Source organism: Bradyrhizobium sp. IAR9 (genome assembly GCF_013408065.1).
In the GTDB taxonomy this organism is placed as follows: domain Bacteria; phylum Pseudomonadota; class Alphaproteobacteria; order Rhizobiales; family Xanthobacteraceae; genus Bradyrhizobium.
Map to the genome: position 1 here is coordinate 391,676 of NZ_JACBZW010000002.1, position 23,780 is coordinate 415,455.

General features: G+C 65.3%; 20 protein-coding genes. 10 read left to right on the forward strand and 10 right to left on the reverse strand.

Annotated features, from left to right (window positions below):
• Positions 1-174 precede the first annotated feature (174 nt).
• From GGD67_RS07435 to GGD67_RS07450, 4 genes are all read right to left on the reverse strand, one after another.
• Positions 175-1,119, reverse strand: coding sequence for an electron transfer flavoprotein subunit alpha/FixB family protein (locus GGD67_RS07435; RefSeq protein WP_179731883.1), 945 nt, complete (start codon positions 1,117-1,119; stop codon positions 175-177).
• Positions 1,119-1,868 carry an electron transfer flavoprotein subunit beta/FixA family protein gene (locus tag GGD67_RS07440; protein ID WP_018316267.1) on the reverse strand — a complete coding sequence of 250 codons (750 nt, stop codon included), beginning with the start codon at positions 1,866-1,868 and terminating at the stop codon, positions 1,119-1,121. The genes GGD67_RS07435 and GGD67_RS07440 overlap by 1 nt, the downstream gene beginning before the upstream one ends.
• Before the next feature lie 127 nt (positions 1,869-1,995).
• Positions 1,996-2,568: a cob(I)yrinic acid a,c-diamide adenosyltransferase gene (locus tag GGD67_RS07445; protein ID WP_179731885.1), complete on the reverse strand. Its 573-nt coding sequence runs from the start codon at positions 2,566-2,568 to the stop codon at positions 1,996-1,998.
• Positions 2,569-2,634: 66 nt separating this feature from the next.
• Positions 2,635-2,829, reverse strand: coding sequence for a twin transmembrane helix small protein (locus tag GGD67_RS07450; protein WP_018316269.1), 195 nt, complete (start codon positions 2,827-2,829; stop codon positions 2,635-2,637).
• 233 nt (positions 2,830-3,062) lie between these two features.
• Between GGD67_RS07450 and GGD67_RS07455 the strand changes: the two genes are divergently transcribed.
• A complete protein-coding gene (locus GGD67_RS07455) occupies positions 3,063-3,956 on the forward strand; it encodes a YihY/virulence factor BrkB family protein (protein ID WP_026201638.1) in 894 nt (297 codons plus the stop codon).
• Here the strand turns inward: GGD67_RS07455 and GGD67_RS07460 are convergent.
• Both GGD67_RS07460 and gluQRS read right to left on the reverse strand, forming a co-directional pair.
• Positions 3,883-5,163 carry an ATP-binding protein gene (locus GGD67_RS07460; RefSeq protein WP_179731887.1) on the reverse strand — a complete coding sequence of 427 codons (1,281 nt, stop codon included), beginning with the start codon at positions 5,161-5,163 and terminating at the stop codon, positions 3,883-3,885. The genes GGD67_RS07455 and GGD67_RS07460 overlap by 74 nt on opposite strands.
• A gap of 104 nt (positions 5,164-5,267) precedes the next feature.
• Positions 5,268-6,140 carry a tRNA glutamyl-Q(34) synthetase GluQRS gene (gene gluQRS, locus GGD67_RS07465; RefSeq protein ID WP_179732248.1) on the reverse strand — a complete coding sequence of 291 codons (873 nt, stop codon included), beginning with the start codon at positions 6,138-6,140 and terminating at the stop codon, positions 5,268-5,270.
• Positions 6,141-6,262: 122 nt separating this feature from the next.
• On the opposite strand from gluQRS, the gene GGD67_RS07470 reads away from it, so the two are divergent.
• The gene (locus GGD67_RS07470; protein ID WP_018316273.1) at positions 6,263-6,916 is read left to right on the forward strand and encodes a DNA-3-methyladenine glycosylase family protein; all 654 of its coding nucleotides are present in this window, start codon (positions 6,263-6,265) and stop codon (positions 6,914-6,916) included.
• Between the two features lie 31 nt (positions 6,917-6,947).
• Here GGD67_RS07470 and GGD67_RS07475 read toward each other — a convergent pair whose 3' ends face one another.
• Entirely contained in the window at positions 6,948-7,835 is an 888-nt protein-coding gene (locus GGD67_RS07475; RefSeq protein ID WP_018316274.1) for a LysR family transcriptional regulator, read from the reverse strand.
• A gap of 181 nt (positions 7,836-8,016) precedes the next feature.
• Between GGD67_RS07475 and GGD67_RS07480 the strand changes: the two genes are divergently transcribed.
• The 6 genes from GGD67_RS07480 to GGD67_RS07505 all read left to right on the forward strand — a co-directional run bounded on the left by GGD67_RS07480 (position 8,017) and on the right by GGD67_RS07505 (position 15,497).
• Complete coding sequence (locus tag GGD67_RS07480; RefSeq protein ID WP_179731888.1) at positions 8,017-8,991, forward strand: nitronate monooxygenase family protein; 975 nt, start codon at positions 8,017-8,019, stop codon at positions 8,989-8,991.
• A 35-nt stretch (positions 8,992-9,026) separates the two neighbouring features.
• The gene (locus GGD67_RS07485) at positions 9,027-10,211 is read left to right on the forward strand and encodes an ABC transporter substrate-binding protein (protein WP_018316276.1); all 1,185 of its coding nucleotides are present in this window, start codon (positions 9,027-9,029) and stop codon (positions 10,209-10,211) included.
• Positions 10,212-10,233: 22 nt separating this feature from the next.
• Positions 10,234-11,760: an acyl-CoA synthetase gene (locus GGD67_RS07490; RefSeq protein WP_179731890.1), complete on the forward strand. Its 1,527-nt coding sequence runs from the start codon at positions 10,234-10,236 to the stop codon at positions 11,758-11,760.
• A gap of 169 nt (positions 11,761-11,929) precedes the next feature.
• Positions 11,930-13,693 carry an NAD(P)/FAD-dependent oxidoreductase gene (locus tag GGD67_RS07495; RefSeq protein WP_179731892.1) on the forward strand — a complete coding sequence of 588 codons (1,764 nt, stop codon included), beginning with the start codon at positions 11,930-11,932 and terminating at the stop codon, positions 13,691-13,693.
• A gap of 54 nt (positions 13,694-13,747) precedes the next feature.
• Positions 13,748-14,725 carry a peptidyl-alpha-hydroxyglycine alpha-amidating lyase family protein gene (locus GGD67_RS07500; RefSeq protein ID WP_179731894.1) on the forward strand — a complete coding sequence of 326 codons (978 nt, stop codon included), beginning with the start codon at positions 13,748-13,750 and terminating at the stop codon, positions 14,723-14,725.
• A 214-nt stretch (positions 14,726-14,939) separates the two neighbouring features.
• A complete protein-coding gene (locus tag GGD67_RS07505) occupies positions 14,940-15,497 on the forward strand; it encodes an HNH endonuclease (protein WP_018316280.1) in 558 nt (185 codons plus the stop codon).
• 9 nt (positions 15,498-15,506) lie between these two features.
• On the opposite strand, the gene GGD67_RS07510 is transcribed toward GGD67_RS07505, so the two are convergent.
• Both GGD67_RS07510 and GGD67_RS07515 read right to left on the reverse strand, forming a co-directional pair.
• On the reverse strand, positions 15,507-16,976 hold the full coding sequence (locus tag GGD67_RS07510; protein WP_179731896.1) for a GH1 family beta-glucosidase: 1,470 nt from the start codon (positions 16,974-16,976) through the stop codon (positions 15,507-15,509).
• A 2-nt stretch (positions 16,977-16,978) separates the two neighbouring features.
• Entirely contained in the window at positions 16,979-17,980 is a 1,002-nt protein-coding gene (locus tag GGD67_RS07515; protein ID WP_179731897.1) for a family 16 glycosylhydrolase, read from the reverse strand.
• A 236-nt stretch (positions 17,981-18,216) separates the two neighbouring features.
• On the opposite strand from GGD67_RS07515, the gene GGD67_RS07520 reads away from it, so the two are divergent.
• Positions 18,217-18,438, forward strand: coding sequence for a dodecin (locus GGD67_RS07520; protein ID WP_018316283.1), 222 nt, complete (start codon positions 18,217-18,219; stop codon positions 18,436-18,438).
• 173 nt (positions 18,439-18,611) lie between these two features.
• A complete protein-coding gene (locus tag GGD67_RS07525) occupies positions 18,612-20,516 on the forward strand; it encodes a sensor domain-containing diguanylate cyclase (protein WP_179731899.1) in 1,905 nt (634 codons plus the stop codon).
• Positions 20,517-20,529: 13 nt separating this feature from the next.
• Here GGD67_RS07525 and GGD67_RS07530 read toward each other — a convergent pair whose 3' ends face one another.
• On the reverse strand, positions 20,530-23,715 hold the full coding sequence (locus GGD67_RS07530) for an autotransporter domain-containing protein (RefSeq protein ID WP_179731901.1): 3,186 nt from the start codon (positions 23,713-23,715) through the stop codon (positions 20,530-20,532).
• Positions 23,716-23,780: the final 65 nt, after the last annotated feature.

A 23,780-nucleotide genomic window follows, 5' to 3' on the forward strand; every position in this document is an offset into this window, starting at 1 on the left:
CTGCCTATCCCCCGAGCCGGGAGGTCTGATTTGATCAGAACCTTGATTTAATCAGAACCCGGGCTCGAAACCTAGATTGGATCGCTTCGAAGGCGTGCCCCACGCCAAAGAAAACGCTTCAGAAATGAAACACCGGCCGGAGTTTATGCCTCCGGCCGGTGTTTTTGGCGTCTTTTACTTGCCGAGCTTGCCGAGTTCGGCCGTCAGCTCCGGAACCGCCTGGTAGAGATCGGCGACCAGGCCGTAATCGGCAACCTGGAAGATCGGCGCGTCCTCGTCCTTGTTGATCGCGACGATCACCTTGGAGTCCTTCATGCCGGCCAGATGCTGGATGGCGCCGGAAATGCCGACGGCGACATAGAGCTCGGGCGCCACCACCTTGCCGGTCTGGCCGACCTGCCAGTCGTTCGGGGCGTAGCCGGCGTCCACCGCCGCGCGCGAGGCACCGACACCGGCCCCAAGCTTGTCAGCGAGCGGCTCGATGTACTTGGCAAAATTCTCGCGGCTCTGCATGGCGCGGCCACCGGAGACGATGATCTTGGCCGAGGTCAGCTCGGGACGGTCGCTCTTGGCGACCTCCTCGCCGATGAAGGACGACAGGGCCGGATCGGCCGCCGCCGCGACGGTCTCGACCGCCGCGCTGCCGCCCTCGCCGGCTGCGGCGAAGGTCGAGGTCCGCACCGTGATGACCTTCTTGGCGTCCTTGGACTTCACCGTCTGGATGGCGTTACCGGCATAGATCGGACGCTCATAGGTGTCGGGGGCGACCACCTTGATGATCTCCGAGACCTGCATGACGTCGAGCAGGGCGGCGACGCGCGGCATCACGTTCTTGAAGCGCGAAGTCGCGGGCGCGACGATCGCATCGTAGCCGGAGGCCAGCGAGACGATCAGCGCGGCCAGCGGCTCGGCGAGATCGTGCGCGTAGAGCTCGCCATCGGCGAGCAGCACCTTCTTGACGCCGGCAAGCTTGGCAGCGGCATCCGCCGCGGCCTTGGCGTTCTGGCCGGCAACGAGGACTTCGACGTCCGCGCCGAGCGCGGCGGCCGCGGTCAGGGCCTTGTTGGTCGCATCCTTGAGCGACGTATTGTCGTGTTCGGCAATCAGCAGCGTCGTCATCAGAGCACCCCGGCTTCGTTCTTGAGTTTCGACACCAGCTCGGCGACGTCCTTGACCTTGACACCCGCCTTGCGGCCGGCCGGCTCCGTCGTCTTGACGACCTCGAGACGCGGAGCGACGTCGACGCCGTAATCGGCGACGGTCTTGTCGGCGATCGGCTTCTTCTTGGCCTTCATGATGTTCGGCAGCGAGGCATAGCGCGGCTCGTTGAGACGCAGATCGGTGGTGACGATCGTCGGTCCCTTCAGCTTCACGGTCTGGAGACCGCCATCGACTTCGCGGGTGACCTTGAAGTCAGAACCTTCGACCTCGAGCTTCGAAGCGAACGTCGCCTGCGACCAGCCGAGCAACGCAGCCAGCATCTGGCCGGTCTGGTTGCTGTCGTCGTCGATCGCCTGCTTGCCGAGAATGATCAGGCCGGGCTGCTCTTCTTCCGCAACCTTCTTCAGGATCTTGGCGACCGCGAGCGGTTCGACCGTGCCCTCGGCCTTCACCAGGATGCCGCGATCGGCGCCCATGGCAAGACCCGTGCGGATCGTCTCCGACGCCTGCGCAGGTCCAATGGAAACCACCACGACTTCGGTCGCCTTGCCGGCTTCCTTCAGGCGCAGTGCTTCCTCAACCGCGATTTCGTCGAACGGGTTCATCGACATCTTGACGTTGGCGAGTTCAACGCCCGATCCATCGCCCTTGACGCGGACCTTGACATTGTAATCGACCACCCGCTTTACCGGCACTAAGACCTTCATCGATCCTCTTTCACTCAATTTGGGAGGGGGGTTATCAACTGGCGCGGAACCTAAAGGCCTGATCTGCCCCGGTCAACGCGCGAACGAGTCTAATTTCGGCCTTCTGAAATGCAGAGGGCACGGTAGGTCAGCGGTTCTGGCCCGGAACCCAAAGCACGTCGCCGGCGCCGTTCCCGTTGGCGGCCCGGCTGGCCACGAACAGGAAGTCCGACAGGCGATTCATATATTGGATGCCAGCCGCGCTGACCTGCTCCCCGGATTGCGCCGCCAGTTCCACGATCACCCGTTCCGCCCTGCGGCATATCGTGCGCGCCACGTGGAGATAGGCCGCAGTCGGCGTGCCGCCGGGAAGCACGAAGGAGGTCAGCGGCGCGAGCTTGTCGTTGAGCGCGTCGATGTCGCGCTCGAGCCGCTCGACCTGGCTCGCCACCACCCGCAGCCGCTCCGCCTTGCCCTCACGCTCGGGCACCGCAAGGTCGGCGCCGAGATCGAACAGGTCGTTCTGGATGCGGCCGAGCATCACGTCGAGCTCGGGCATGTCCGCGGTGTGGAGCCTGACCACGCCGATCGCGGCGTTGGTCTCGTCGACGGTGCCATAGGCCTCGATGCGCAGATCGTATTTCGGACGCCGCTCGCCGGTTCCGAGCGCTGTCGTGCCGTCGTCACCGGTCTTGGTGTAGATGCGATTCAGTACGACCATAGGAGACTCTTAATTTTGGGGCATGATCCTGTCGGAAAACCGCTTCACACTTTTCCGGATCATGCCCTAACGCCCCATCGCCCAGACCGCGAGCATCGCGATGATGATCGCCACGAATTGCAGCAGCACGCGCCAGCGCATCAGCTTCTGCGAAATGTTGGGCGAGCCGCCGCGCATCATGTTGATGAGCCCGAGCAGCAGCACCAACGCCACGGCGCCGGCTGCCGCCGGCAGGATGAAAGTCGTCAGGAGAGATGCCATTGGGGGGTGATAACACCGTGCGCGCCGGTCCGCCATGGTGCCGCGGCAGCCTCCGGCGTCATTCCGGGGCGATGCGAAGCGTCGAGCCCGGAATGACAGCGAGACGCTTCGCGAACTGGCTTTTGGGGCAAGAATATCAGATGGTATTGCGATGATTTCCGATTTGCGCCCATTGCCTATTCTCCTGACCTCTCCCTACGTGCGGGGAGAGCGGGCAGCGGTGTAGGTGCCATTTGAAAGCCATCCGCTACATTTACTGCGTCTTGGAGGATGCGTTCTACACGTTCCTGGCCGACGACGGCTGGGCGATCGCGAGCCATATCGCGCTGTCGACGTTGATGGCGCTGTTCCCGTTCCTGATCGTGCTGACCTCGCTCGCGGGCTTCTTCGGCTCCAAGGAACTCGCCGACCAGGCCGCCAGCCTGATGCTGCAAATCTGGCCCAAGCAGGTCGCCGATTCGATCTCGGGCGAGGTGCATGACGTGCTGACCACGACCCGCACCGGCATTCTGACCATCGGCGCGGCGCTGTCGGTCTATTTCGCCTCCAACGGCGTCGAGGCCCTCCGGGTCGCACTCAACCGCGCCTATGCGGTGGTGGAGATGCGGCGCTGGTACTGGCTGCGGCTGGAATCGATTGTCTACACGCTGATTGCTGCCTTCACCGCGCTCGCCATGGCGTTCCTGATCGTGCTCGGTCCGCTCCTGATCGAGGCGGCGCGGCGCCACATCCCGCTGTTCGTCGAATCCAACGAGAGCATCCTGACCTGGCTGCGCTACGGCATCACCATCGGTGCGCTGGTGGTGGCGCTGATCATCCTGCATGCCTGGCTGCCGGCTGGACGGCGGGGCTTCTTCCAGATCCTTCCCGGCATCGTCTTCACCATCGTGGCGTCGCTGATATCAGGCATCGTGTTCGGGCAATATCTGGCGCGCTTCGCCAACAATTACGTGACCATGTATGCGGGGCTCGCCTCGGTCATCATCGCGCTGGTGTTCCTGTACTTCATCGCCGCGATCTTCGTTTACGGCGGCGAGCTCAACGCCGCGATCATCAAGTCGCGGCTTCCTCACGGCGTGTCGCTTCAAGCAGCGCAGTCGCTAGCGCCCGCGGAGACACAGGCTTGACCAGGAAGGCGTCGGCACCGGCCTCGCGCGAGGCCGCCTCGTCCTCGCCGCGGCCGGACACCCCGATGATCGGGATCTGAGCCAGCGGGGCCTCCATGGTGCGGATCCGCCTGATGGCCTCGACGCCGTCGATGCCCGGCAGCACCATATCCATCAGCACCGCATCGAACGCGCCTTGCGCCAGCCGGCCGACGGCGTCCTCGCCGCGCCCGATGAACTCGGCATGATGGCCGAGCTCGGTCAGAATCGTGTTGAGCACGACGCGGCCGAACGGATTGTCCTCGACGCTGAGGACGCGCAGCGCCGCGGCCACATCCGCCTCGGTTTCGCCCTTCGCCTTGCGGGATTTGCGCGGTCCGGCCGCATCGAGCGACACCGTCAGCGTGAAGGTAGCACCACCGCCGCGGCGTGGGGCGACGGTGATGTCGCCCCCCATCGCGCGCGCCAATTGCTTGACCGAGGACAGGCCCAAGCCAGCGCCGCCGAAGCGCGAGGCGATGGTGACATTGGCCTGGGTGAACGGGCGGAACAGCCGCTTGATCTCGGCCATGGTCAGACCGATGCCGCTGTCGGACACCGCGAAGGCGACGCCGACCCTGCCCTTATCTTTTGACTTGCCCTTCGTTTTGCCTTTGGCAGGACGCCAGGGCGCGACCTCGAGTGCCACGCCGCCCTGGTCGGTGAACTTCACGGCATTGTCGATCAGGTTCTCGAGCGCGGCGCGCAGGCGGACGGGATCGCCGACCACGAGGCCGGGGAGCTTGTCGGAGATCTCGACCTGGGCCTGGAGACCCTTGGCGGCGGCGCGGCCGGCCAGCGAATCCCCGGCGCTGCGGGCGAGCGTGCGCAGATCGAACAGGTCCTGCCGCAGCGTACTTCCGCCCTTTCCGGCCCCCTTGCCGGTTCGGGCGGCATCCACGAACAGCGTGGCAAGGCTCGCCAGATGCTCGGCGCCGGCCTTGATGGTGTCGGCCCAGCGCCGTTCCCGCTCGCCGAGATCGGAGGTCGCAAGCAGGTCGCTGATCGCCAGAATGCCGGTCAGGGGGGTGCGGACCTCATGGGCAAAGGCGGCGAGCGCCGCCTGGACCACGTCCGGGGCGACCGCCTTGGTGCTGCGCTTGCGCAACCCGCCGGCCGTCCCGGACCGCTTCCGAGGCGGTCGCCTGGACGTCCGCGTGGTGCGCGCTGGGCGCGTTTTCGCCGCCATAAATCCCCTTCGAAGTATCCCCTTCGAACCCCGGGCTGTCGGCCAAGCATGGCACGGCGGAACCCCCGGAGTCACGGCGGCGTTTGGCTAACCCCCAGAGAAACTTAATCTAATCCCACCAGCTGACGGATGCCGGCAGGCGTGATGCCGGCCGTGCGCAAGGCGCGTAGACCGGTCGAGCCGCTCGATTTCGACAGCTTCCGCCCGTCGTTGTCGCAAATCAGCCGGTGATGGCGGTAGGCGGGTTCGGGCAGGCCGAGCAGGACCTGGAGCAGGCGGTGGACGGCGGTGGCGTGAAACAGGTCCTGGCCGCGCACGATCTCGCTGACGCCCTGGAGCGCGTCATCGACGACGACGGACAGGTGGTAGCTGGTCGGCGTCTCCTTGCGCGCCAGGATGACGTCGCCCCAGGCCTCGGGCCGCGCCGGGACCGTGCCGCGCTCGCCATCAGGCCACTCGCCCAGCTCATTCCAGGTCAGGCCGGCGACGCGCCGACAGGCGGCCGCCATGTCGAGCCGCAGCGCGTAGGGCGCGCTTGAAGCGATCAGGCGCGCCCGCGCGTCGGCAGGCAGCGATTTGGACTCGCCGGGATAAAGCGGCGCGCCGTCGGGATCACGCGGCCACGGGCCATCCGCCTCGCGCGCCGAGACGAGCTTTGCGATCTCAGCGCGGCTTTCGAAGGCGGGATAGATGAGCCCAAGCGCCGACAGCTTGTCCAGCGCCGCGCGATAATCAGCGAGATGCTCCGACTGCCGCCGCACCGGCGTCTCCCAATTAATTCCGAGCCAGGCCAGATCCTCATAGATCGCCGCCTCGAATTCCGGCCGGCAGCGCGTCGCATCGATGTCCTCGATCCGCAGCAACAAGCGGCCGCCGGTCTCGCGCGCGCGGTCGAAATTCAGCAGTGCGGAATAGGCGTGGCCGAGATGGAGGTGGCCGTTCGGGCTCGGGGCGAATCGGAAAACGGGTGGTGCCATCATATCAAACTCGTCATGGCCGGGCTCAGCCCGGCCATCCATCTTCCAAGGACTCTGTTACGATAGGAGATGGATGCGCGGGTCAAGCCCGCGCATGACGTCGAAGAAAGCTTGCCAATCGCATGACCATCCATCTCGAAACCCAATCCGATCTCGAAGAGGCCGTCCAAGCGCTGATCAAGCGCGATCCCCGCCTGAAACCCGTATTCGAGATCGCGGGCATGCCGGCGTTGCGGCGGCGCGAGCCGGGTTTTGCGGGCCTTGCCCACATCGTCTGCGGCCAGCAGCTCTCGACCGCGAGCGCCGCGGCGATCTGGGGACGGTTGTCGGCGGCCTTCGATCCGTTCGACCATGACGCGGTGCGCCGCGCCCGCACTGACCGGTTGGGGCGGCTCGGCCTGTCGGCCGCCAAGATCAAGACGCTGAAGCATCTTGCACGCGAGATCGGCGCGCAGCGGCTGAACCTCGACGTGCTCGCCGAGGAAGACGCCGACGCCGCGCATCACACGCTGATCGCGCTGCCCGGTATCGGCCCCTGGACCGCGGACGTCTATCTGTTGTTCTGCCTCGGCCATGGCGATGCCTGGCCCGCCGGCGACCTCGCCGTGCAGGAGGCCATCCGCGTCGGGCTCGGCCTTCAGGCACGGCCGACGGAAAAGCAGATGGCGCCGCTCGCCGAGCCCTGGCGTCCCCTGCGCGGCGCGGCGGCGCATTTGTGGTGGAGCTATTATCGCGCGGTGAAGAAGCGCGAGGGCGTGCTCGCCGGCTCGGCCTAAAGAAACCGCTGCGCACTTTTCCGGATCATGCCTAGCCCCGCAGCCTCGCGCGGTCGGCCCGGGCGCATTCGGCGACGAAATCCACGACGGCGCGCACCGCCGGAAGCTCGACGAGGTCGGGATGGGCAAGCAGCCACAGGTCCGCCACGCTGGCGAGCTTTTGCGGGGCGACGCGCACGAGGTCGGGATAGCTTTCCGCGACGAAGCAGGAGAGCGCCGAGATCCCAATCCCGGCGCGGACCGCTGCCAGCATGTCGCCCTGGGAAGAGCAGCGCATCACCACCCTGGCCTGCCGGGTGACGACGTCGCTCCAGCGCGCAAGCTGCGCGTTGGACGTCTGGTCGGCGAAGCCGACGACGCTATGCTCCTTCCACTCGCCGCGCCGCTCGGGCAAGGACCGCCCCGCGGCATAATCGCGCGAGGCATAGAATCCGGTCCCAAGGCGGCCGATCTTGCGGCCGACCAGGTTTTCCTCGCCGCTGTCGAAAGGCCTCAGCACCACGTCCGCCTCACGCCGGCGCACACTCGCCGGAAACGGGTGGGTGATGATCTCGAGCTGGACATGGTCATGCGCACGCAGGAAGGCAGGCAGGCGCGGCATCAGCCAATGCGAGGCCAGCGTCGCGCCGATCGAAAGCTTGACGATGCCGCGTGCCTTGTGTCCTCCGGCCGCGACCGCGGTCTCGGCCCGCAGCGCCGCCGCCGCCATGGCCTCGGCGTGCTCGCGCAATGTCCGTCCGTCCGCGGTCAGTGCCAGGCCGTCGGCGGCGCGCGCCACCAGTCTGGTGCCGAGCTGAGCTTCCAGCGCCGCGATCTCGCGGCTGACGGTGGGATGGCTGGTGCGGAGCCGGCGGGCGGCGGCGGTGAAGCTTCCGGTATCGGCGACCGCGACGAAGGTCTTGCAAAGATCCCAGTCCAATCGGCACCCCCGTTCATATCTGAATGTCTACTCGTACATTATTGAACGACCGGAGTGCGCCGTCCAACCTTATAGTGGGATCAAATCCGCAACACGGGCGGCAATCGCCCGCGCGACAATCAACAGGGAAACGCCTCGTCATCCGCCCCGCCGGCGGGGCCGCGGTTCCAGGGAGGACATGATGGCGCTGCCCGCTCTCTTGAAGGATTCGCTCGCGCTGCCCGTGGTGGGCTCGCCGCTCTTCATCGTCTCCGGACCAGAGCTGGTGATCGCCCAGTGCAAGGCGGGCGTCGTCGGCTCGTTTCCGGCGCTCAATGCCCGTCCGGTCGCGAAGCTGGACGAGTGGCTGAGCCGCATCGAGGACGAGCTCGGCCAATACAAATCGCTCAATCCGGGCAGGAAGGTCGCGCCCTACGCGGTCAACCAGATCTGCCACGCCTCCAACGACCGCCTGATGAAGGACATGGAGACCTGCGTGAAACATCGCGTCCCCATCATCATCACCTCGCTGCGGCCGCCGGCGGAGATCGTCGAGGCCGCGCATTCCTACGGCGGGCTGGTGTTCCACGACGTCATCAACGTCAAGCATGCGCGGAAAGCGGCTGAGCACGGCGTCGACGGCCTGATCCTGGTCTGCGCGGGCGCCGGCGGGCATGCCGGAACGCTGTCGCCCTTCGCGCTGGTGCGCGAGGTCAAGCAATGGTTCAAGGGCACGATCCTGCTGTCAGGCGCGATCAGCGACGGCTTCGGCATCGCCTCCGCGCTGACGCTGGGCGCCGACCTCGCCTATATCGGCACGCGCTTCATCGCGACCAGGGAAGCCAACGCCGACGAAGCCTACAAGGCCGCGCTGACGCAGCATGCCGCGCACGACATCGTCTACACCAACCTGTTCACCGGCGTGCACGGCAACTATCTCGGCCCCTCCATCGCCGCCGCGGGACTCGATCCGGACAATCTGCCGGTGGCCGACAAGACGAAAATGAATTTCGGCTCCGGCGGCAACACGAAATCAAAGGCCTGGCGCGACATCTGGGGTTCGGGCCAGGGCATCGGCCAGATCACCGACGCGCCGCCCGTGGCCGACCTGGTCGACCGGATGAAGGCGGAGTTCGATCAGGCCCGCCAGGATTTCCTGCTCCGCGCCAGCGCCTGACGTCTCGGACTGACAAGAAAAAACGGGAGGACACCATGAAGCTCGCAGCCGCATTGATCGGCATGTCGTTGCTGACGCTCGGCGCCGCCAGCGCCCACGCCGAGGGCAGCGCCGAAATCCGCATCGGGCAGACCCTGCCCTATAGCGGCCCGGCCTCCGGCTTCGGCGCGATCGGGCGGACACAGGAAGCGTTCTTCGAGAAGATCAATGCCGAAGGCGGCATCAGCGGCCGCAAGGTCAAGTTCATCACGCTGGACGACGCCTATTCGCCGCCGAAGACGGTCGAGCAGACCCGCAAGCTGGTCGAGCAGGACGAGGTGCTGATGATGTTCGGCTCGCTCGGCACCGCCACCAACAGCGCCGTGCAGCGCTATCTCAACGCCAAGAAGGTGCCGCAGCTGTTCGTGCTCTCGGGCGCCACAAAATGGGCCGAGCCGCAGAAGAATCCGTGGACGATGCCGGGGATGGCGGCCTACGAATCCGAGGGCGTGGTCTATGCCAAATACATTCTGCAGACCAAGCCCGACGCCAGGATCGCGATCCTGGCGCAGAACGATGATTTCGGTCGCGACTATGTCGCAGGCTTCAAGCGCGCGCTCGGAGCCAAGGCGGCCGGCATGATCATCGCCGAGCAGACCTACGAGACCAGCGCGCCGACGATCAGCTCGCAGCTCTCGACCCTGAAGGCCTCGGGCGCCAACGTGCTGTTCGGCGTCGTGCTCGGAAAGTTCACCTCGCAGATGGTCAAGGGCGTGGCCGAGATCGGCTGGAAGCCCGAGCTGTTCTTCGTGCCGACCTCGGCTTCGTCGATTTCGTTCCTGGAGCCCGCCGGGCTCGACAACGCGGTCGGCCTGATCTCGTCGAGCAACCAGAAGGATACAATGGATCCGCAATGGGCCAACGATCCCGGCGTGAGGGAGTATTTTGCCTTCATGAAGCAATACATGCCGAACGCCGACCTTTCCAACTCCAACTACGCGGCCGGCTATCATTATGCGACGCTGCTGATGACGGTGCTGAAGGCGTGCAAGGATGATGTCAGCCGCGACAACATCATGCGCCAGGCGGCCTCGCTGAAGGAGGTGAAGCTGCCGCTGCTGCTACCAGGAATATCGGTTACGACCGGTCCCGACGATTATCTGCCGTTCCAGCAGCTTCAGCTCCGCCGCTTCAACGGCAAGAGCTGGGTCGGCTTCGGCGACGTGCTGGACGATCGCTAGGCTCGCGCGGGAAGGACACGCCATGATCATCAGCGGCGAGCGCCGGATCAGCTATGACGAGATCCAGTCACGCATCAGGCGGGCGGCGAGCGGATTCCGCGCCCTGGGCCTTGCCGAGGCCGCGCCGGTCGCGATGATGCTGCGCAACGACTTCGCCCTGTTCGAGGTGGTTGCGGCCTCTGCCGCCCTCGGCAGCCCGGTGGTGCCGATCAACTGGCATCTCAAGGCCGAGGAGGTCCGCTACATCCTGACCGACAGCGGCGCGAAGATCCTGGTCTGCCACGCCGACCTGCTGCCGCAGATTCGTGACGGCGTGCCGGAGGACGTCCGTCTTCTTGTGGTCCAGACGCCGCCCGAACTGGCGACAACGTTCGCCGTGCCCGCCGCGCTGACGCAAATCCCCGCCGGACTGACCGATTGGGACCGCTGGCGCGACGGCCAGGTGGAAGCTCAGGAACCGCCGCGCCGGGCCGCGGCAATGATCTACACGTCGGGCACGACAGGCATGCCGAAAGGCGTGCGGCGCATGCCGATGCAGCCCGAGCAGGCGGCCGCCTCCGAACGCGTCGGCGCCATCGCCTATGGCATCAAGCCGCGGGACAACCAAATCGTGCTGATCAACGGGCCGATGTATCACTCGGCGCCGCATTCCTACGGCATGATGGCGTTCCGCAATGGCTGTACCATCATCCTCCAGCCGCGGTTCGATGCGGAGGAGCTGCTGGCGCTGATCGAGTGTCACCGCGTGACGCACATCCACATGGTCCCCACCATGTTCGTGCGGCTGCTGCGGCTGCCCGAGACCGTCAGGCGGCGCTACGACCTGTCGTCGCTGCGCTTCGTCGTGCACGGCGCTGCGCCCTGCCCGCCCGAGGTCAAACAGGCGATGATCGATTGGTGGGGGCCGGTCATCAACGAGTATTTCGGCTCGACCGAGACCGGGATCCCGGTGTGGCACTCCGCCGAGGAGGCGCTGAAGAAGCCCGGCACCGTCGGCCGCGCCATCGAAGGCGGCATCGTCAGGATCTTCCGCGACGACGGCAGCCCGTGCAACGCCGACGAGGTCGGCGAAATCTACATGCGTCAGACGGCGGTGCCCGATTTCGATTATCACGGCAAGGCGCAGGCGCGCGCCGAGGCGGGGCGCGACGGCCTCGTCAGCGTCGGCGACGTCGGCTATCTCGACGAGGACGGCTATCTGTTCCTGTGCGACCGCAAGCGCGACATGGTGATATCGGGCGGCGTTAACATCTATCCCGCCGAGATCGAGAACGTGCTGATCGGCATGCCCGGCGTGCGCGATTGCGCCGTGTTCGGCATTCCCGACCCGGAATATGGCGAGCGGCTCTGTGCCTGCATCGAGCCCGACACCGGCGAGCAGCTCTCCGCCGCCTCAGTGCAGGCTTTTCTGCGCGAGCGGCTGGCGAACTTCAAGGTGCCGAAGGAGATCCGGTTCCTGGATGCGCTGCCCCGGGAGGCGACCGGAAAGATCTTCAAACGCAAGCTGCGCGATCCCTATTGGACCGGCCGCGGTCCGGGCGGCGCTTAAAAACCTTCACCGGCCGGCGTCCCGCGCACGAGTGGAGGGCCAGGCCATATTCCGCCCGAGCAGGGCTGCATGCCTGCCTCGCTCGGGTCGGCAGCTTTTGGCGGGCGAGGAAACCGTATAGCGTTCGATCTCAGAGGAAACGCCGCGAAAGACGGCCAAGAGGTCGCGCATGCTCGACAAGATCAAGGATCTATCCGCCTGCGCCCAGGCCTGGCTCGATGAATTCGAGCGCGCGCTGGGCAGGCCCGATCCCGCCACGCTGGACCGCCTCTTCCTCGTCGACAGTTTTTGGCGCGACGTGTTGGCGCTGAGCTGGAACCTGCAAACAATCCCCGGCCACGAGACGATTGCGCAAGCGCTGACCGCGCTCGCGCCCAAGGCGGCACCGACCAACTTCAAGATCGCGCCGAACCGCGCGCCGCCGCGCTGGGTGACACGCGCCGGTACCAATAACATCGAAGCGATCTTCGATTTCGAAACCGCGACCGGGCGTGGCAGCGGTATCCTGCGGCTCATTCCCGACAGCGCTGACGGCGACCGCCTGAAGGCGTGGACGCTGCTCACCGCCCTTGACGAGCTCAAAGGATTCGAGGAGCAGCTCGGCACATCGCGACCGCGCGGCCAGGCTTATTCCCGCGATTTCCGCGGGCCGAACTGGCTCGATTTGCGCAACGCCTCGCGCGACTACGCCGATCGCGATCCGACCGTGCTGGTGGTCGGCGGCGGCCAGGCCGGGCTCGCGATCGCAGCACGGCTGAAGCAGCTCAAGGTCGACGCGCTGATCGTCGATCGCGAGATGAGGATCGGCGACAATTGGCGCAAGCGTTATCATGCGCTCACCCTGCACAACCAGGTGCAGGTCAATCACCTGCCCTACATGCCGTTCCCGCCGAACTGGCCGGTCTATATCCCCAAGGACAAGCTCGCCAACTGGTTCGAGGCCTACGTCGATGCCATGGAGCTGAACTTCTGGACCGGCACCGAATTCGCAGGCGGCGCCTATGACGAGGCGAAGGGACGCTGGACAGTCACACTGCGCCGCACCGACGGCAGCAAGCGGACCATGCATCCGCGCCATGTCGTCATGGCAACCGGCGTCAGCGGCATCGCCAATATTCCTGCTATTCCGACGCTCGACAATTTCAAGGGAACGCTGCTGCATTCCAGCCGCTACGAGGACGGCGAGAGCTGGACCGGCAAGCGCGCGATCGTCATCGGCACCGGGAACAGCGGCCACGACATCGCGCAGGACCTTCATTCCAGCGGCGCCGAGGTGACGCTGGTGCAGCGTTCGCCGACGCTGGTCACCAATATCGAACCCTCAGCACAGCTCGCTTATGCGACTTACAACGAAGGCACGCTCGAGGACAATGATTTGATCGCGGCCTCGATGCCGACGCCGCTGGCGAAGAAGACGCACGTGATGCTGACCGAGCAGTCGAAGCAGCTCGACAAGGAGCTGCTGGACGGCCTCTCCCACGTCGGCTTCAAGCTCGACTTCGGCGAGGCCGGCACCGGCTGGCAGTTCAAATACCTCACCCGCGGCGGCGGCTATTATTTCAACGTCGGCTGCTCCAACCTGGTCGTCGAGGGCGCGATCAAGCTCAGGCAGTTTGCCGACATCGAGGGCTTCGTCGAGGAGGGCGCACGGATGAAGGACGGCACGCTCCTTCCCGCCGATCTCATTGTGCTCTCGACCGGCTACAAGCCGCAGGAATATCTGGTGCGAAAACTGTTCGGCGAGGCCATCGCCGACCGCGTCGGGCCGATCTGGGGCTTTGGCGATGGTCTTGAGCTGCGCAACATGTACGCGCGCACCAGGCAGCCCGGGCTCTGGTTCATCGCCGGCAGCCTCGCCCAATGCCGGATCAACTCGAAATATCTCGCGCTGCAGATCAAGGCGATCGAGGAAGGGATTTTGGGGCGAATATAGCCGTCATTCCGGGGCGCGCGTAGCGCGAGCCCGGAATGACAAGAGGAGAGATCAATGCCAGCCATTCTCGGCAGCGGCGAGCACCGCTACCGCGTCGTCGACAATTTCGCGAAACTGCCCGACGGCTGGCAGCTCACCGACGTCGCCTCCGTCGCGGTCGAGAGCAAGGATCGTGTCTACGTCTTCAACCGCGGCGCCCACCCGATGGTGGTGCTCGACCGCGAGGGCAATTTCCTGCGCAGTTGGGGCGAAGGGCTGTTCTCGCGCGCACACGGGCTGCATATCGACGCCGACGACAATCTCTACTGCACCGATGACGGCGACCACACCGTGCGCAAATGCACCACGGACGGCAAGGTGCTGCTGACGATCGGCATCCCCGAGAAACCGGCGCCGTTCATGAGCGGCGAGCCCTTCCACCGCTGCACCCACACCGCGCTGTCGCCGAAGGGCGAGATCTACGTCTCCGACGGCTATGGCAATGCGCGCGTGCACAAGTTCACGCCGGACGGAAAGCTGCTCAAGAGCTGGGGCGAGCCGGGTACGGATCCCGGCCAGTTCAACATCGTGCACAATATTGCCACCGATGCCGACGGCTGGGTCTATGTGGCCGACCGCGAGAACCACCGGGTGCAGGTGTTCGATGGCGAGGGCAAATACGAGACGCAGTGGAACAACCTTCACCGCCCCTGCGCGCTGTGCTGCTGCGGTGGGGGCAAAAGCCCGACCTTCGTGATCGGCGAGCTCGGCCCGGGCCTCGCCATCAACCGCAAGGTGCCCAATCTCGGCCCGCGGCTGTCGATCGTGGACGCCAAGGGCAAGCGCATCGCGCGCCTCGGCGGCGAGGAAGGGCCGGGTGTTGCGAGCGGAAAGTTCCTGGCGCCCCACGGCATCGCGCTGGATTCCAGGGGCGACATCTATGTCGGCGAGGTCGGCCTGACCAACTGGGACACCAGCTTTCCCGACGAGGAGATGCCGGCGGCGGTGCGCGCGACGCGGTGCTTGCAGAAGCTGGAGCGGGTACGGGAGTAGCTTCCGCAGCAGGCCACGAGCCGCTGGTCACGGCGGTTCCTGGCCAGCCGCGTACCTCCTCCAAAACGCGGCTTTTTGAGCACTTTCGCCACCCCGGCGCCGCATTGCTTGCACCTGAATAAGTCGCTCAACGGGCTTCACAATCCCGTCACGCTGCATGTAGTATGTCAGTACATGCTGCTTCGCAGCGTATATTGGAGGCCGGGAGCGTTACTTGAACGCACATGTCTCGCAAGGCAGTTGGCCGGTGTTGGTGCTGAATGCGGACTTCCGGCCGCTGAGTTACTACCCGCTGTCTCTTTGGTCGTGGCAGGACGCGATCAAGGCGGTGTTCCTCGATCGCGTCAACATCGTCGCACATTACGATCAGGCGGTTCATAGCCCCACGCTGCAAATGCAGCTGCCGAGCGTCGTCTCGCTCAAATCCTTCGTCAAGCCGACCACCCATCCGGCCTTCACCCGGTTCAACGTCTTCCTGCGCGATCGTTTCGCCTGCCAGTATTGCGGCTCGCCCGAAGACCTGACCTTCGATCACATCATCCCGCGCAGCAAAGGCGGCCAGACCACCTGGGAGAACGTGGTCGCGGCATGCTCGCCGTGTAACCTGCGCAAGGGCAATCTCACGCCGGTGCAGGCAAAAATGTTTCCGCGCCAGCACGCCTTCGCCCCGACCGTGCACCAGCTTCACCGCAACGGCCGCCTGTTCCCGCCGAACTATCTGCACGATAGTTGGCTCGACTATCTGTACTGGGATACGGAGCTGGATCCGTAGGGTGTGGTCTCACGCCCCGATCGCATTCCGTGCCACCACGTCGCGATAGAACGCTGCGCTCAGCTTCGGCAGCCTTGCCTGGGTCTCGAAATCGACCCGGTAGAGGCCGAAGCGCTTGCCGTAGCCGAAGATCCACTCGAAATTGTCCATCAGGCTCCAGAGGAAGTAGCCGCGGATCGGCACGCCCTCGGCGGTCGCGCGCTGCATCTGGGACAGATAGTTGCGCAGGAACATGATGCGGTCGAGGTCGTAGACCTGGCCGTCGGCAGCGATCTTGTCCTCGGACGAGGTGCCGTTCTCGCTGATATAGATATTCTCGATGTTCCAGATCTTTGCCGCAAGGCGCGGCGCCCAGTAGATCACTTCGGGGCCGATCCGCAGCCATTCCGAATTCATGTGCGGGAACGAGGTGGGGAATGGCAGCACGTGGAAGCCGGGCGCGCGATCGGAAGCCGTGACGTAATATTGCGGCGCGTAAATGTTGAGGCCGACGAAATCGTTCGGCGCGCCGATGATCTTCAGTTGCTCGGCGGTGAATTTCGGTGCATCCGCGCCGGCATAGGCCAAAAAGCCCTCGGTGTATTTGCCCTCCAGCACCACGCCGAGGAAGCCGGCGTTGAGCTCGCGCGTCGCGATCTCGGCGGCGTGGATGTTTTCCGGCGTCGCGATCGCCGGTACGCAGGCGGCGATGTTCTCGGCCGGGCCGACGCGGGTGCCGGCGCGGCCGGAGGCGCGGATCGCCTGCACGGCAAGCCCGTGCGCCAAGGCGACGTGATGGCGCGCCTGGTTGAGCTGCGCGGTCGGCAGCTTGAGACCGGGCGCATCGATGCCCCAGCCATATCCGAAATTCACGAAACGCCCGACCTCGTTCACGGTGAAGATATTCTTCACCCGATCGGTCAGACGCGCGGCGACATGCGCAGCGTAATCGGCAAAAGCCTTCGAGGTGTCGCTCGACGACCAGCCGCCGACGCGGTCCTGGAGCGCCTGCGGCAGGTCCCAATGATAGAGCGTCGCGTAAGGCTCGATGCCGTTCGCGAGCAGTTCGTCGACGAGACGGTCGTAGAAATCGAGCCCCTTGGCGTTGGGCTGGCCAAAACCTTCCGGAAACACGCGCGGCCACGCGATCGAGAAACGGTAGGCCTTGACGCCGAGCGCCTTGATCAGCGCGACGTCCTCCTTGTAGCGGCGATAGTGCTCGTTGGCGCGGTCGCCGGTCGAGCCGTCCTCGATCTTGCCGGGGATGTGGCTGAAGATGTCCCAGATCGACTTGCCGCGACCGTCCTCATCGACCGCGCCTTCGATCTGGTAGGACGAGGTCGCCGTGCCCCACAAAAAATCCTTCGGGAACGGCGCCGGCAGGTGCCGGTCGGTCGATGCGGACTTTTCATTCTCCGCCGCCCGGACACCTGCGGCTACGCCCAGCGCGGCGAGGCCCGTGAGCTTGGCAAAACGGCGCCGCGAGACATCGGCTGGCATCGCTATCTCCGTGCCAGCTCCAGATCGATCTGATAGACGGAAATCCGGTCGATCTCGAACGCGACACTCGCTGGCGATTCCGCATCGACCTGACTGACGCCCGGAAAAAACTTCGACCCGATCGCCAGATTGACGATCATGTACATGGGATCATCGAAGCCGATCGGCACCTTGATGTCGGAGACCGGCCTGCGGTCGATGAAATAGACCAGCCGATCCTCCTGCCACAGCACACCGTAATTGTGGAATACGCTCGAGGCGTCGCCGACCGCGAAATCGAAGCCGCAGGACTGGATCTTCTGGGTCGAGGGGATCCGCCAATGCGTCGTCATCACCAGATCTCCCGGCCGTTCGCCGCGGCCTTCCAGCACGTCGACCTCCGGCGGCCAGCCGCCGTCGTCCGCCAGCATCCAGAACGCCGGCCACACTGCGTGGCCGACCGGCACCTTGGCGCGAATTTCGAAATAGCCGTGCTTCTGGGCGAATGTGCCCTGGGTCGTCAGGATGCCCGAGATGTACTCGTTGTTGAACAGCACCGGCTTCAATTCCGGCGGGGTGCGGCTGGCGATGATCGATAGCACGCCGCCCTTCACCCTGAACGGATCGAGCCCGAGCGGCGCGGCCGCGCGGCCCGCATAGCGCGGGTCGACGTAGATCTGCTGCTCGCCATTGGCGCTGGTCTTGCGCTTGAAGTCGGAGCCGTCGCCACCCCAATATCGCGCCTCCGGCCACGCCGCGCCGCCGGCATAATGCGGGACCCAACGTCCCGTCGACAGCGGATGCTCGTCGAAATCCTCGCTGAAAGTCCGGCGCAGCGGCAGGAACACCAGCGAAGCCGGATTGACCGTATCGAGCCGGCGACACGCGATGGTGGAAGGATCGGTCGTGACCTGCAGCGACATGCTCGCCGGCGCGCCATCGAGCTCATCCTGCGCCATACAAGGCGCGGGCAGCACGCCGAGGCCGATCGCAACCAGGGTGCCCCTCGTCCAACGGTCGATCATCACCGCACTCGAAGCTGCCACGACATGCGCAGAGGTTAGCTCATCCGTCTTCGCGCGGGCAACCGCGGCATCCAGCGCCGGCGGGCGATTTGAAAACCATTTCTCGCCTCCGCTCCGGGGCCATCGGGCGCTGGGAACCCGAAGCGTCCACGCCCGTTCAGAGTCAACGCCATGCGCTCGCATGCACGTTCCATCGAGCGCGTTTGTCCGCTGCAAGATGAAACAAGGGAAGACCCATGGCCGCAACCGAGAGTGATCATGTCTACAAGATCCTGGACCTCGTCGGATCGTCCGAAACCTCGATCGAGGACGCGATCAAGAACGCGATCAGCCGCGCCTCCAAGACCATCCGCGAGATGAAATGGTTCGAGGTGGTGCAGACGCGCGGCCACATCGAGAACGGCGCCGTGCGCCATTATCAGGTGACGCTGCGCGTCGGTTTCACGCTGGAGGGATGACGCGGCGGGCAGCAGAGGGAACTGTCGCACTGCGGTAGCGTGGCTCCGCCGACGAGCCCTGACAACATCGGCAATCCGTCCGGTTGATTACGGACCCCGCACAATCATCGCGGATTTTGCAATAGGCCGTTAAGGCGAAAGTGAGAGGTTTGCCCCAATTTGGAGCAAGCCCGATGGTCACCAGCCGCGAACTCGGCAAGGCGCGTCTTCCGCTCTGGGCGGCGGGCTTCGTTGCGCTGATTTGCGTGACGATCCTCGGCTTGAGCGCCTGGCGCGAATGGGAAGCTCGCAATGTCGACCTCAGGAACGCCGAGATCGACGTCGCCAACCTCGCACATTCACTGATCCAGCACGCGGACGATACGTTCGAGCTTGCCGATACGCTCCTGGTCGGGCTGGTCCACCGGCTCGAACTCGACGGAACCGGCCCCGACACCATCACAAAGCTCCAGGCCTATCTGCCGACACGCAAATCATCGGATCGCATTCGCGGCATCTTCGTCTATGACGCGACGGGCCGGTGGCTTGCCACGACCGAGCGCCTCGACTTCTCCAAGCTCAACAACAGCGACCGGGAATATTTCCAGCGCCATCGCGCCTCCCCGGCAACGGGCACGCTGATCGGCCCGCCCGTCAAGAGCCGCTCCGGGGGCCAGTGGATCATCACGGCGTCCCGTCGGATCAACGATCACGACGGCGGCTTCGCCGGCGTTGCCCTGCTCACCATCGACGTCAGCTATTTCGTCAAATTCTACGAGCGGTTCGACGTCGGGCCGAACGGCTCGGTATCGCTGCTCAACAATGGCGGCATCATGCTGGCACGCAGCCGAGACGAGAGCGGCGCCTTCGTTGGACGCGACCTGTCCAATGCGCCCTTGTTCAAAAGCTGGCAAAGCCGCCCCGCCGAAGCGGTCTATTATTTCAAGTCGCCGCTCGATGGCGTGCAGCGCCTGAGCTACTACCAGCGCAGCAGCCGCTATCCACTGATGGTGCTGGCGAGCAAGTCCCGGGACGACGTGCTGGCCCCCTGGCGACGCGCCGCCGCCACGCGCATCACCTTCGTCGTCGGCCTCGTCCTGCTGATCGCGGTGATCGGCTCCTACCTGGTCCGTCAGCTTTGGCAGCGGCAGCGCATGGCGCAGGCCCTGGTCGCCAAGGAGGCCAATTTCCGCCTGCTGGCCGAGCAATCCAGCGACATGGTAACCCGGATCGGGCTGGATAACCGGCTGCTCTACGTCTCTCCGTCATGCGTGCGCATCACCGGCTGGACCGCCGAGGAACTGCTGAACTCGTCGGCCCTGGCCGGCATTCACGCCGACGACATGGAACGGGTCGAGCAGGCCATCACGGCACTGAAGAACGGCGAGGCCGAGGAAGCGCGGTTCGTCTATCGCCAGCGTCATCGCGAAAAAGGGGAGATCTGGGCGGAGGCGGCGCTGCACGTGACGGTGGCATCGGACAGCGGCGCGATCGACGGCGTCGTCGCGGTCGTGCGCGACATAACCGAGCAGAAGGATCTTCAGGACAAGCTCGCTTCGCTTGCGAGGACCGACGGCCTCACCGGCCTTGCCAACCGGCGCGCATTCGACGAACGCCTCACTGAGGAATGGGCGCGCGCCCGGCGCGACGGCACGCAGCTTTCGCTCCTGCTGATCGACGTCGATCATTTCAAGAAATTCAACGACCATTACGGGCATCTGGCGGGCGACGGGTGCCTGCGCGCGCTGGGCCGGATCCTGTCCGCCCAGGCCAGGCGCCCCGCCGACCTCGCGGCGCGCTACGGCGGCGAGGAATTCGCCGTGTTGTTGCCGAACACCGGCCCGGATGGCTGCGTGGAGGTCGCAGAAGCGGTCCGCCAGGCGCTGCACGATCTTGCCATGCTGCATGCGCAAAATCCGCCCTCCCGGCTGGTCACGGTAAGCGTCGGCGCCGCAACCGGGGTTCCGTCCCTGACCTCCACGGACTTCAGCACGCTGGTCGCCGCGGCTGACCGTGCGCTCTATGCCGCGAAGGACAGCGGCCGCGATCGGCTGGTGATGTCCGGACAGGTCGTGCCCTGGCCCGCGAAGACCGCGTGACGGGACCCACCGCTCACCAATTGTAGCGAACGCTGCCCTTGCCGGCGTAGCTGCGGGTGACGCTGGAGAACTCGCCTTCGAACGTGGCCGCCGCCGACCAGCCGTTCAGCCATTTCATCTCGACCGAAGCCGTCGTGAGCGCGGCGTCGCGGGCCTGCGCTGCGCCGTTGAGGACGAAGCTTGCGACCGGCAACGCCTGAAAGGTTGCGGCGGCCGCACGATCGGGATTGAAATCATGCGCCCAGGCGACACGGCCGCGCAGTGCCAACACGCCGGCCAGCGTGGCGAACGACTTGTCAGTACGCAGGCCGAGCTCGCTGCGGCTGTCGGTCACGCTCTTCGCGGCGTAGTTCAAGGCGAATGCCGATGAACCGGAGACGACGTGTTCGGCATAGGCTGGCCGGTCGAGCGTCGTGAACTGCATCGCCCCATAAGGCGTGAGGCCGATCCCGCCGATCCATGTCCCGACCAGGCGGTAGCCGCCTTCGAGACGACCGGAATACGCATTGGCGTCGAATGCGGCGCGCAGGCGGTCTGTGCCGGCGACCGTCACGGTGCGATCGGTGGTGATGTTCTGCCAGCCATAGGCCAGCGCGGCGGAGAGGTAGGCCGCGCCGTTGGCGTGGTAAAGATAGGCGCCGGCCTGGAACAGGTCGGAGCGACCGGAGCCGAGACCGTTCACGCCGAAGCTGGTGCCACCGCCGGCAAGCGCGAAGCCGAGCTTCGTGTTCGGCGCGAGCCAATAGTCCGCGCCGACCGCCGTGCCGGCGATGCGGCTCGTCATGTCGTTCGAACCATCCGTCGTACGGCCGTCGGTCGATTGCGATCCACCGAAGCCGGCAGCCCACACGCTCCAGCGCCGGGCAAATCCCTGCGCCGGAGCCTTGGCGAACATGGCGAACACGTCGGTGCGCTTGCGTGCGGCATAGGCGCTTGCCTGAACATCTTCGGCAAGTCCAGCCTCACCGTTCGCAGGATCTGGCCCGCCCTCGCGCTGCGCGAAGGGGTCGGTGAGCAGGCCCATGAACTGGCTCATCGCGCTGATCGTCGTCTGCTGCGCTGCCGTGCCTTGTTCGCCCGAGGCTTGCGTCAAGCCGGCCGCCGTCATGCTGCCATAGATCAGCGGAATGCCGCCGTTGACGTCGAAAGAATTGACCAATGCGTTCGCCACCGCCTGCTGATTGCCGTTCAGGCCGGAATTCGGCGGCGGCACGAAGGCGAGCGACAGGTTGAGATAGGCATTGTTTGCGTCGTAGCTGAGATCGGTCTTGAAGTTCGCCGGGAGATTGCTGCTGGCAACGGCCGAGGCAAAGCTGCCGGAGAGACCGCCGCCCGCGCTGAGGATGGTGTATTTCTTCTCGATATAGCTGCCGGCCGCAAACACCGCGCTCACGGTAGCCCCGCTCAGCGTCGCACTGCCCGTGACGTTCGCATGGGACGCCGTCGACGGATTGACCTGGACCTGATAGATCGCGCCCGATTGCAGGGCGAGATCGCCGACGATGCTCGTGACGCTGCCGGGCGTGCCGTTGCCGGGCGCGAACGTGCCGCCGCCGGCGATCGCCACCAACAGCGGATTGATCGTGCCCGATCCCATCAGCACGCCACCGGCATTCACGGTGACTGAAGAGGTGCCGGTGATCGTTCCTTCGACGTCGAGCACACCGCCATTCACGGCCGTGGCTCCGGTGTAGCCGTTGTTGCCGAGCAGCATGGTGAAGCCGGCCGTGGTCGTCAGGCTCGCGGTCCCACTGACGCCATTGAGGACGCCGCCGGCGGATATAATGGGCGCATTCAGATTGCCGTTGCGAATCGTGCCGCCGTTGAGTCCGACCGCGCCCTGGGTCTGCGTCGTGCCTCCCAGATCGAGCGTGGCACCGCTGTTGACCGTGGTCGTCCCGCCGGCGTCGCCCAGCGTGCCGGCGCCGCTCAGGGCCAGCGTGCCACCATTGACGAAGGTGCCTCCGCTGTAGCTGTTGACGCCGGTCAGCGTCAGCGTGCCCAAACCCGTCTTGGTCAGGGCTCCCGTGTTGATGATCTGTCCTGACAACGTCGCATTGAAGCCGTTGGTGTCGATCGTGCCGCCGCCGGCCAGCAGCGAGATCGTCCGTGCGGTGTTGAAAGCACTCGTGAAACGCAGCGCACCGCCGTTGAAATTGACGTATTGCCCGAAGGCCAGTGCCGTGAGCGCGGCATCGCTGCCCGCTGAGACCGCCCCTCCCGCCGCAACGATGACGTTCGGCCCGATGAAGGCGGTCCCGGCATTACCGTTGTCCACGATCGGCACGGTGACGAAGGGCAGGAGCGTGTTGGTGGCCGTATCCATCACGAAAAACCCGAGGGGAGACGTGATGTAAGCCCGGCTGCCGTCGGGCGTCACGGTCACTCCGATGCTGTTGCCGGACAGGCCGCCGGGCAGGGTCACGCTTGCCGTGATGGTGTTCGTCAGGGCATTGATCACCACGACCTGGTTGGACTGCGTCGTCACATAGATCCGCGATCCATCCGGGCTGGCCGCGACACTCAGGGGGGCTCCGGACACCGGAACCGTCGTAACCACCGATTGCGCCGCCGCATCGATCACCGTGACGCCACCACCTTGATTGGCCACGTAGATGCGGCTTCCGTCCGGAGACATCGTGATGCCGGAAGGGGAGCTTCCCGCCGCGACCGTGCCGATGACGGTTTTCGACGCGGCGTCGATGATTGAAATGTTTGAGGAGCCCTGGTTGGCGACGTACACCCGGGTCCCGTCCGGCGAAACGACGACGCCGTAAGGGGTTACTCCCACCGCGATGGATGAGCCGACCGCGAGATTGGTCGCGGTCGAAATCACCGTGACCGAATTGTGAAAGGAGGAGGTCACGTAGAGGCTCGCGCCGTCCGAGCTGAGCGCCAATCCTGCCGACGATCCGGGGACGGGTATAGTCGCGACGACCGTCCGGCCGACGACGTCGATGACCTCCACCGCGCCGGACATGGCAACGACATAGGCGAAGCGGCCATCGGCCGAAAGCACCGCGCTGTGAGGATATATGCTCGTTCCGATCGGGGACCCGATCGGAGCGTTGCTCAGCGTGCTGAATTCGATCACCTGCCCCGGCGTGCTGTTGAGTCCGGTCCAGATGCCGTAATTGTCGATCTGCGCCCGGCTGGCGGAGGTCGAGCCGAGATACGGCAACGCCAGGATGACGAACATCCCGCAACCTCTCACTGTCCGGCGACGACGGCAGCTGCGCGGACGTCGTTGCCAACGACCAGCGC

Coding starts and splice junctions, on each gene's coding strand:
- GGD67_RS07435 (WP_179731883.1), bottom strand. CDS start 1,119: ATGACGACGCTGCTGATTGCCGAACACGACAATACGTCGCTCAAGGAT.
- GGD67_RS07440 (WP_018316267.1), bottom strand. CDS start 1,868: ATGAAGGTCTTAGTGCCGGTAAAGCGGGTGGTCGATTACAATGTCAAG.
- GGD67_RS07445 (WP_179731885.1), bottom strand. CDS start 2,568: ATGGTCGTACTGAATCGCATCTACACCAAGACCGGTGACGACGGCACG.
- GGD67_RS07450 (WP_018316269.1), bottom strand. CDS start 2,829: ATGGCATCTCTCCTGACGACTTTCATCCTGCCGGCGGCAGCCGGCGCC.
- GGD67_RS07460 (WP_179731887.1), bottom strand. CDS start 5,163: ATGGCGGCGAAAACGCGCCCAGCGCGCACCACGCGGACGTCCAGGCGA.
- gluQRS (WP_179732248.1), bottom strand. CDS start 6,140: ATGGCACCACCCGTTTTCCGATTCGCCCCGAGCCCGAACGGCCACCTC.
- GGD67_RS07470 (WP_018316273.1), top strand. CDS start 6,263: ATGACCATCCATCTCGAAACCCAATCCGATCTCGAAGAGGCCGTCCAA.
- GGD67_RS07480 (WP_179731888.1), top strand. CDS start 8,017: ATGGCGCTGCCCGCTCTCTTGAAGGATTCGCTCGCGCTGCCCGTGGTG.
- GGD67_RS07485 (WP_018316276.1), top strand. CDS start 9,027: ATGAAGCTCGCAGCCGCATTGATCGGCATGTCGTTGCTGACGCTCGGC.
- GGD67_RS07490 (WP_179731890.1), top strand. CDS start 10,234: ATGATCATCAGCGGCGAGCGCCGGATCAGCTATGACGAGATCCAGTCA.
- GGD67_RS07495 (WP_179731892.1), top strand. CDS start 11,930: ATGCTCGACAAGATCAAGGATCTATCCGCCTGCGCCCAGGCCTGGCTC.
- GGD67_RS07500 (WP_179731894.1), top strand. CDS start 13,748: ATGCCAGCCATTCTCGGCAGCGGCGAGCACCGCTACCGCGTCGTCGAC.
- GGD67_RS07510 (WP_179731896.1), bottom strand. CDS start 16,976: ATGCCAGCCGATGTCTCGCGGCGCCGTTTTGCCAAGCTCACGGGCCTC.
- GGD67_RS07515 (WP_179731897.1), bottom strand. CDS start 17,980: ATGATCGACCGTTGGACGAGGGGCACCCTGGTTGCGATCGGCCTCGGC.
- GGD67_RS07520 (WP_018316283.1), top strand. CDS start 18,217: ATGGCCGCAACCGAGAGTGATCATGTCTACAAGATCCTGGACCTCGTC.
- GGD67_RS07525 (WP_179731899.1), top strand. CDS start 18,612: ATGGTCACCAGCCGCGAACTCGGCAAGGCGCGTCTTCCGCTCTGGGCG.
- GGD67_RS07530 (WP_179731901.1), bottom strand. CDS start 23,715: ATGTTCGTCATCCTGGCGTTGCCGTATCTCGGCTCGACCTCCGCCAGC.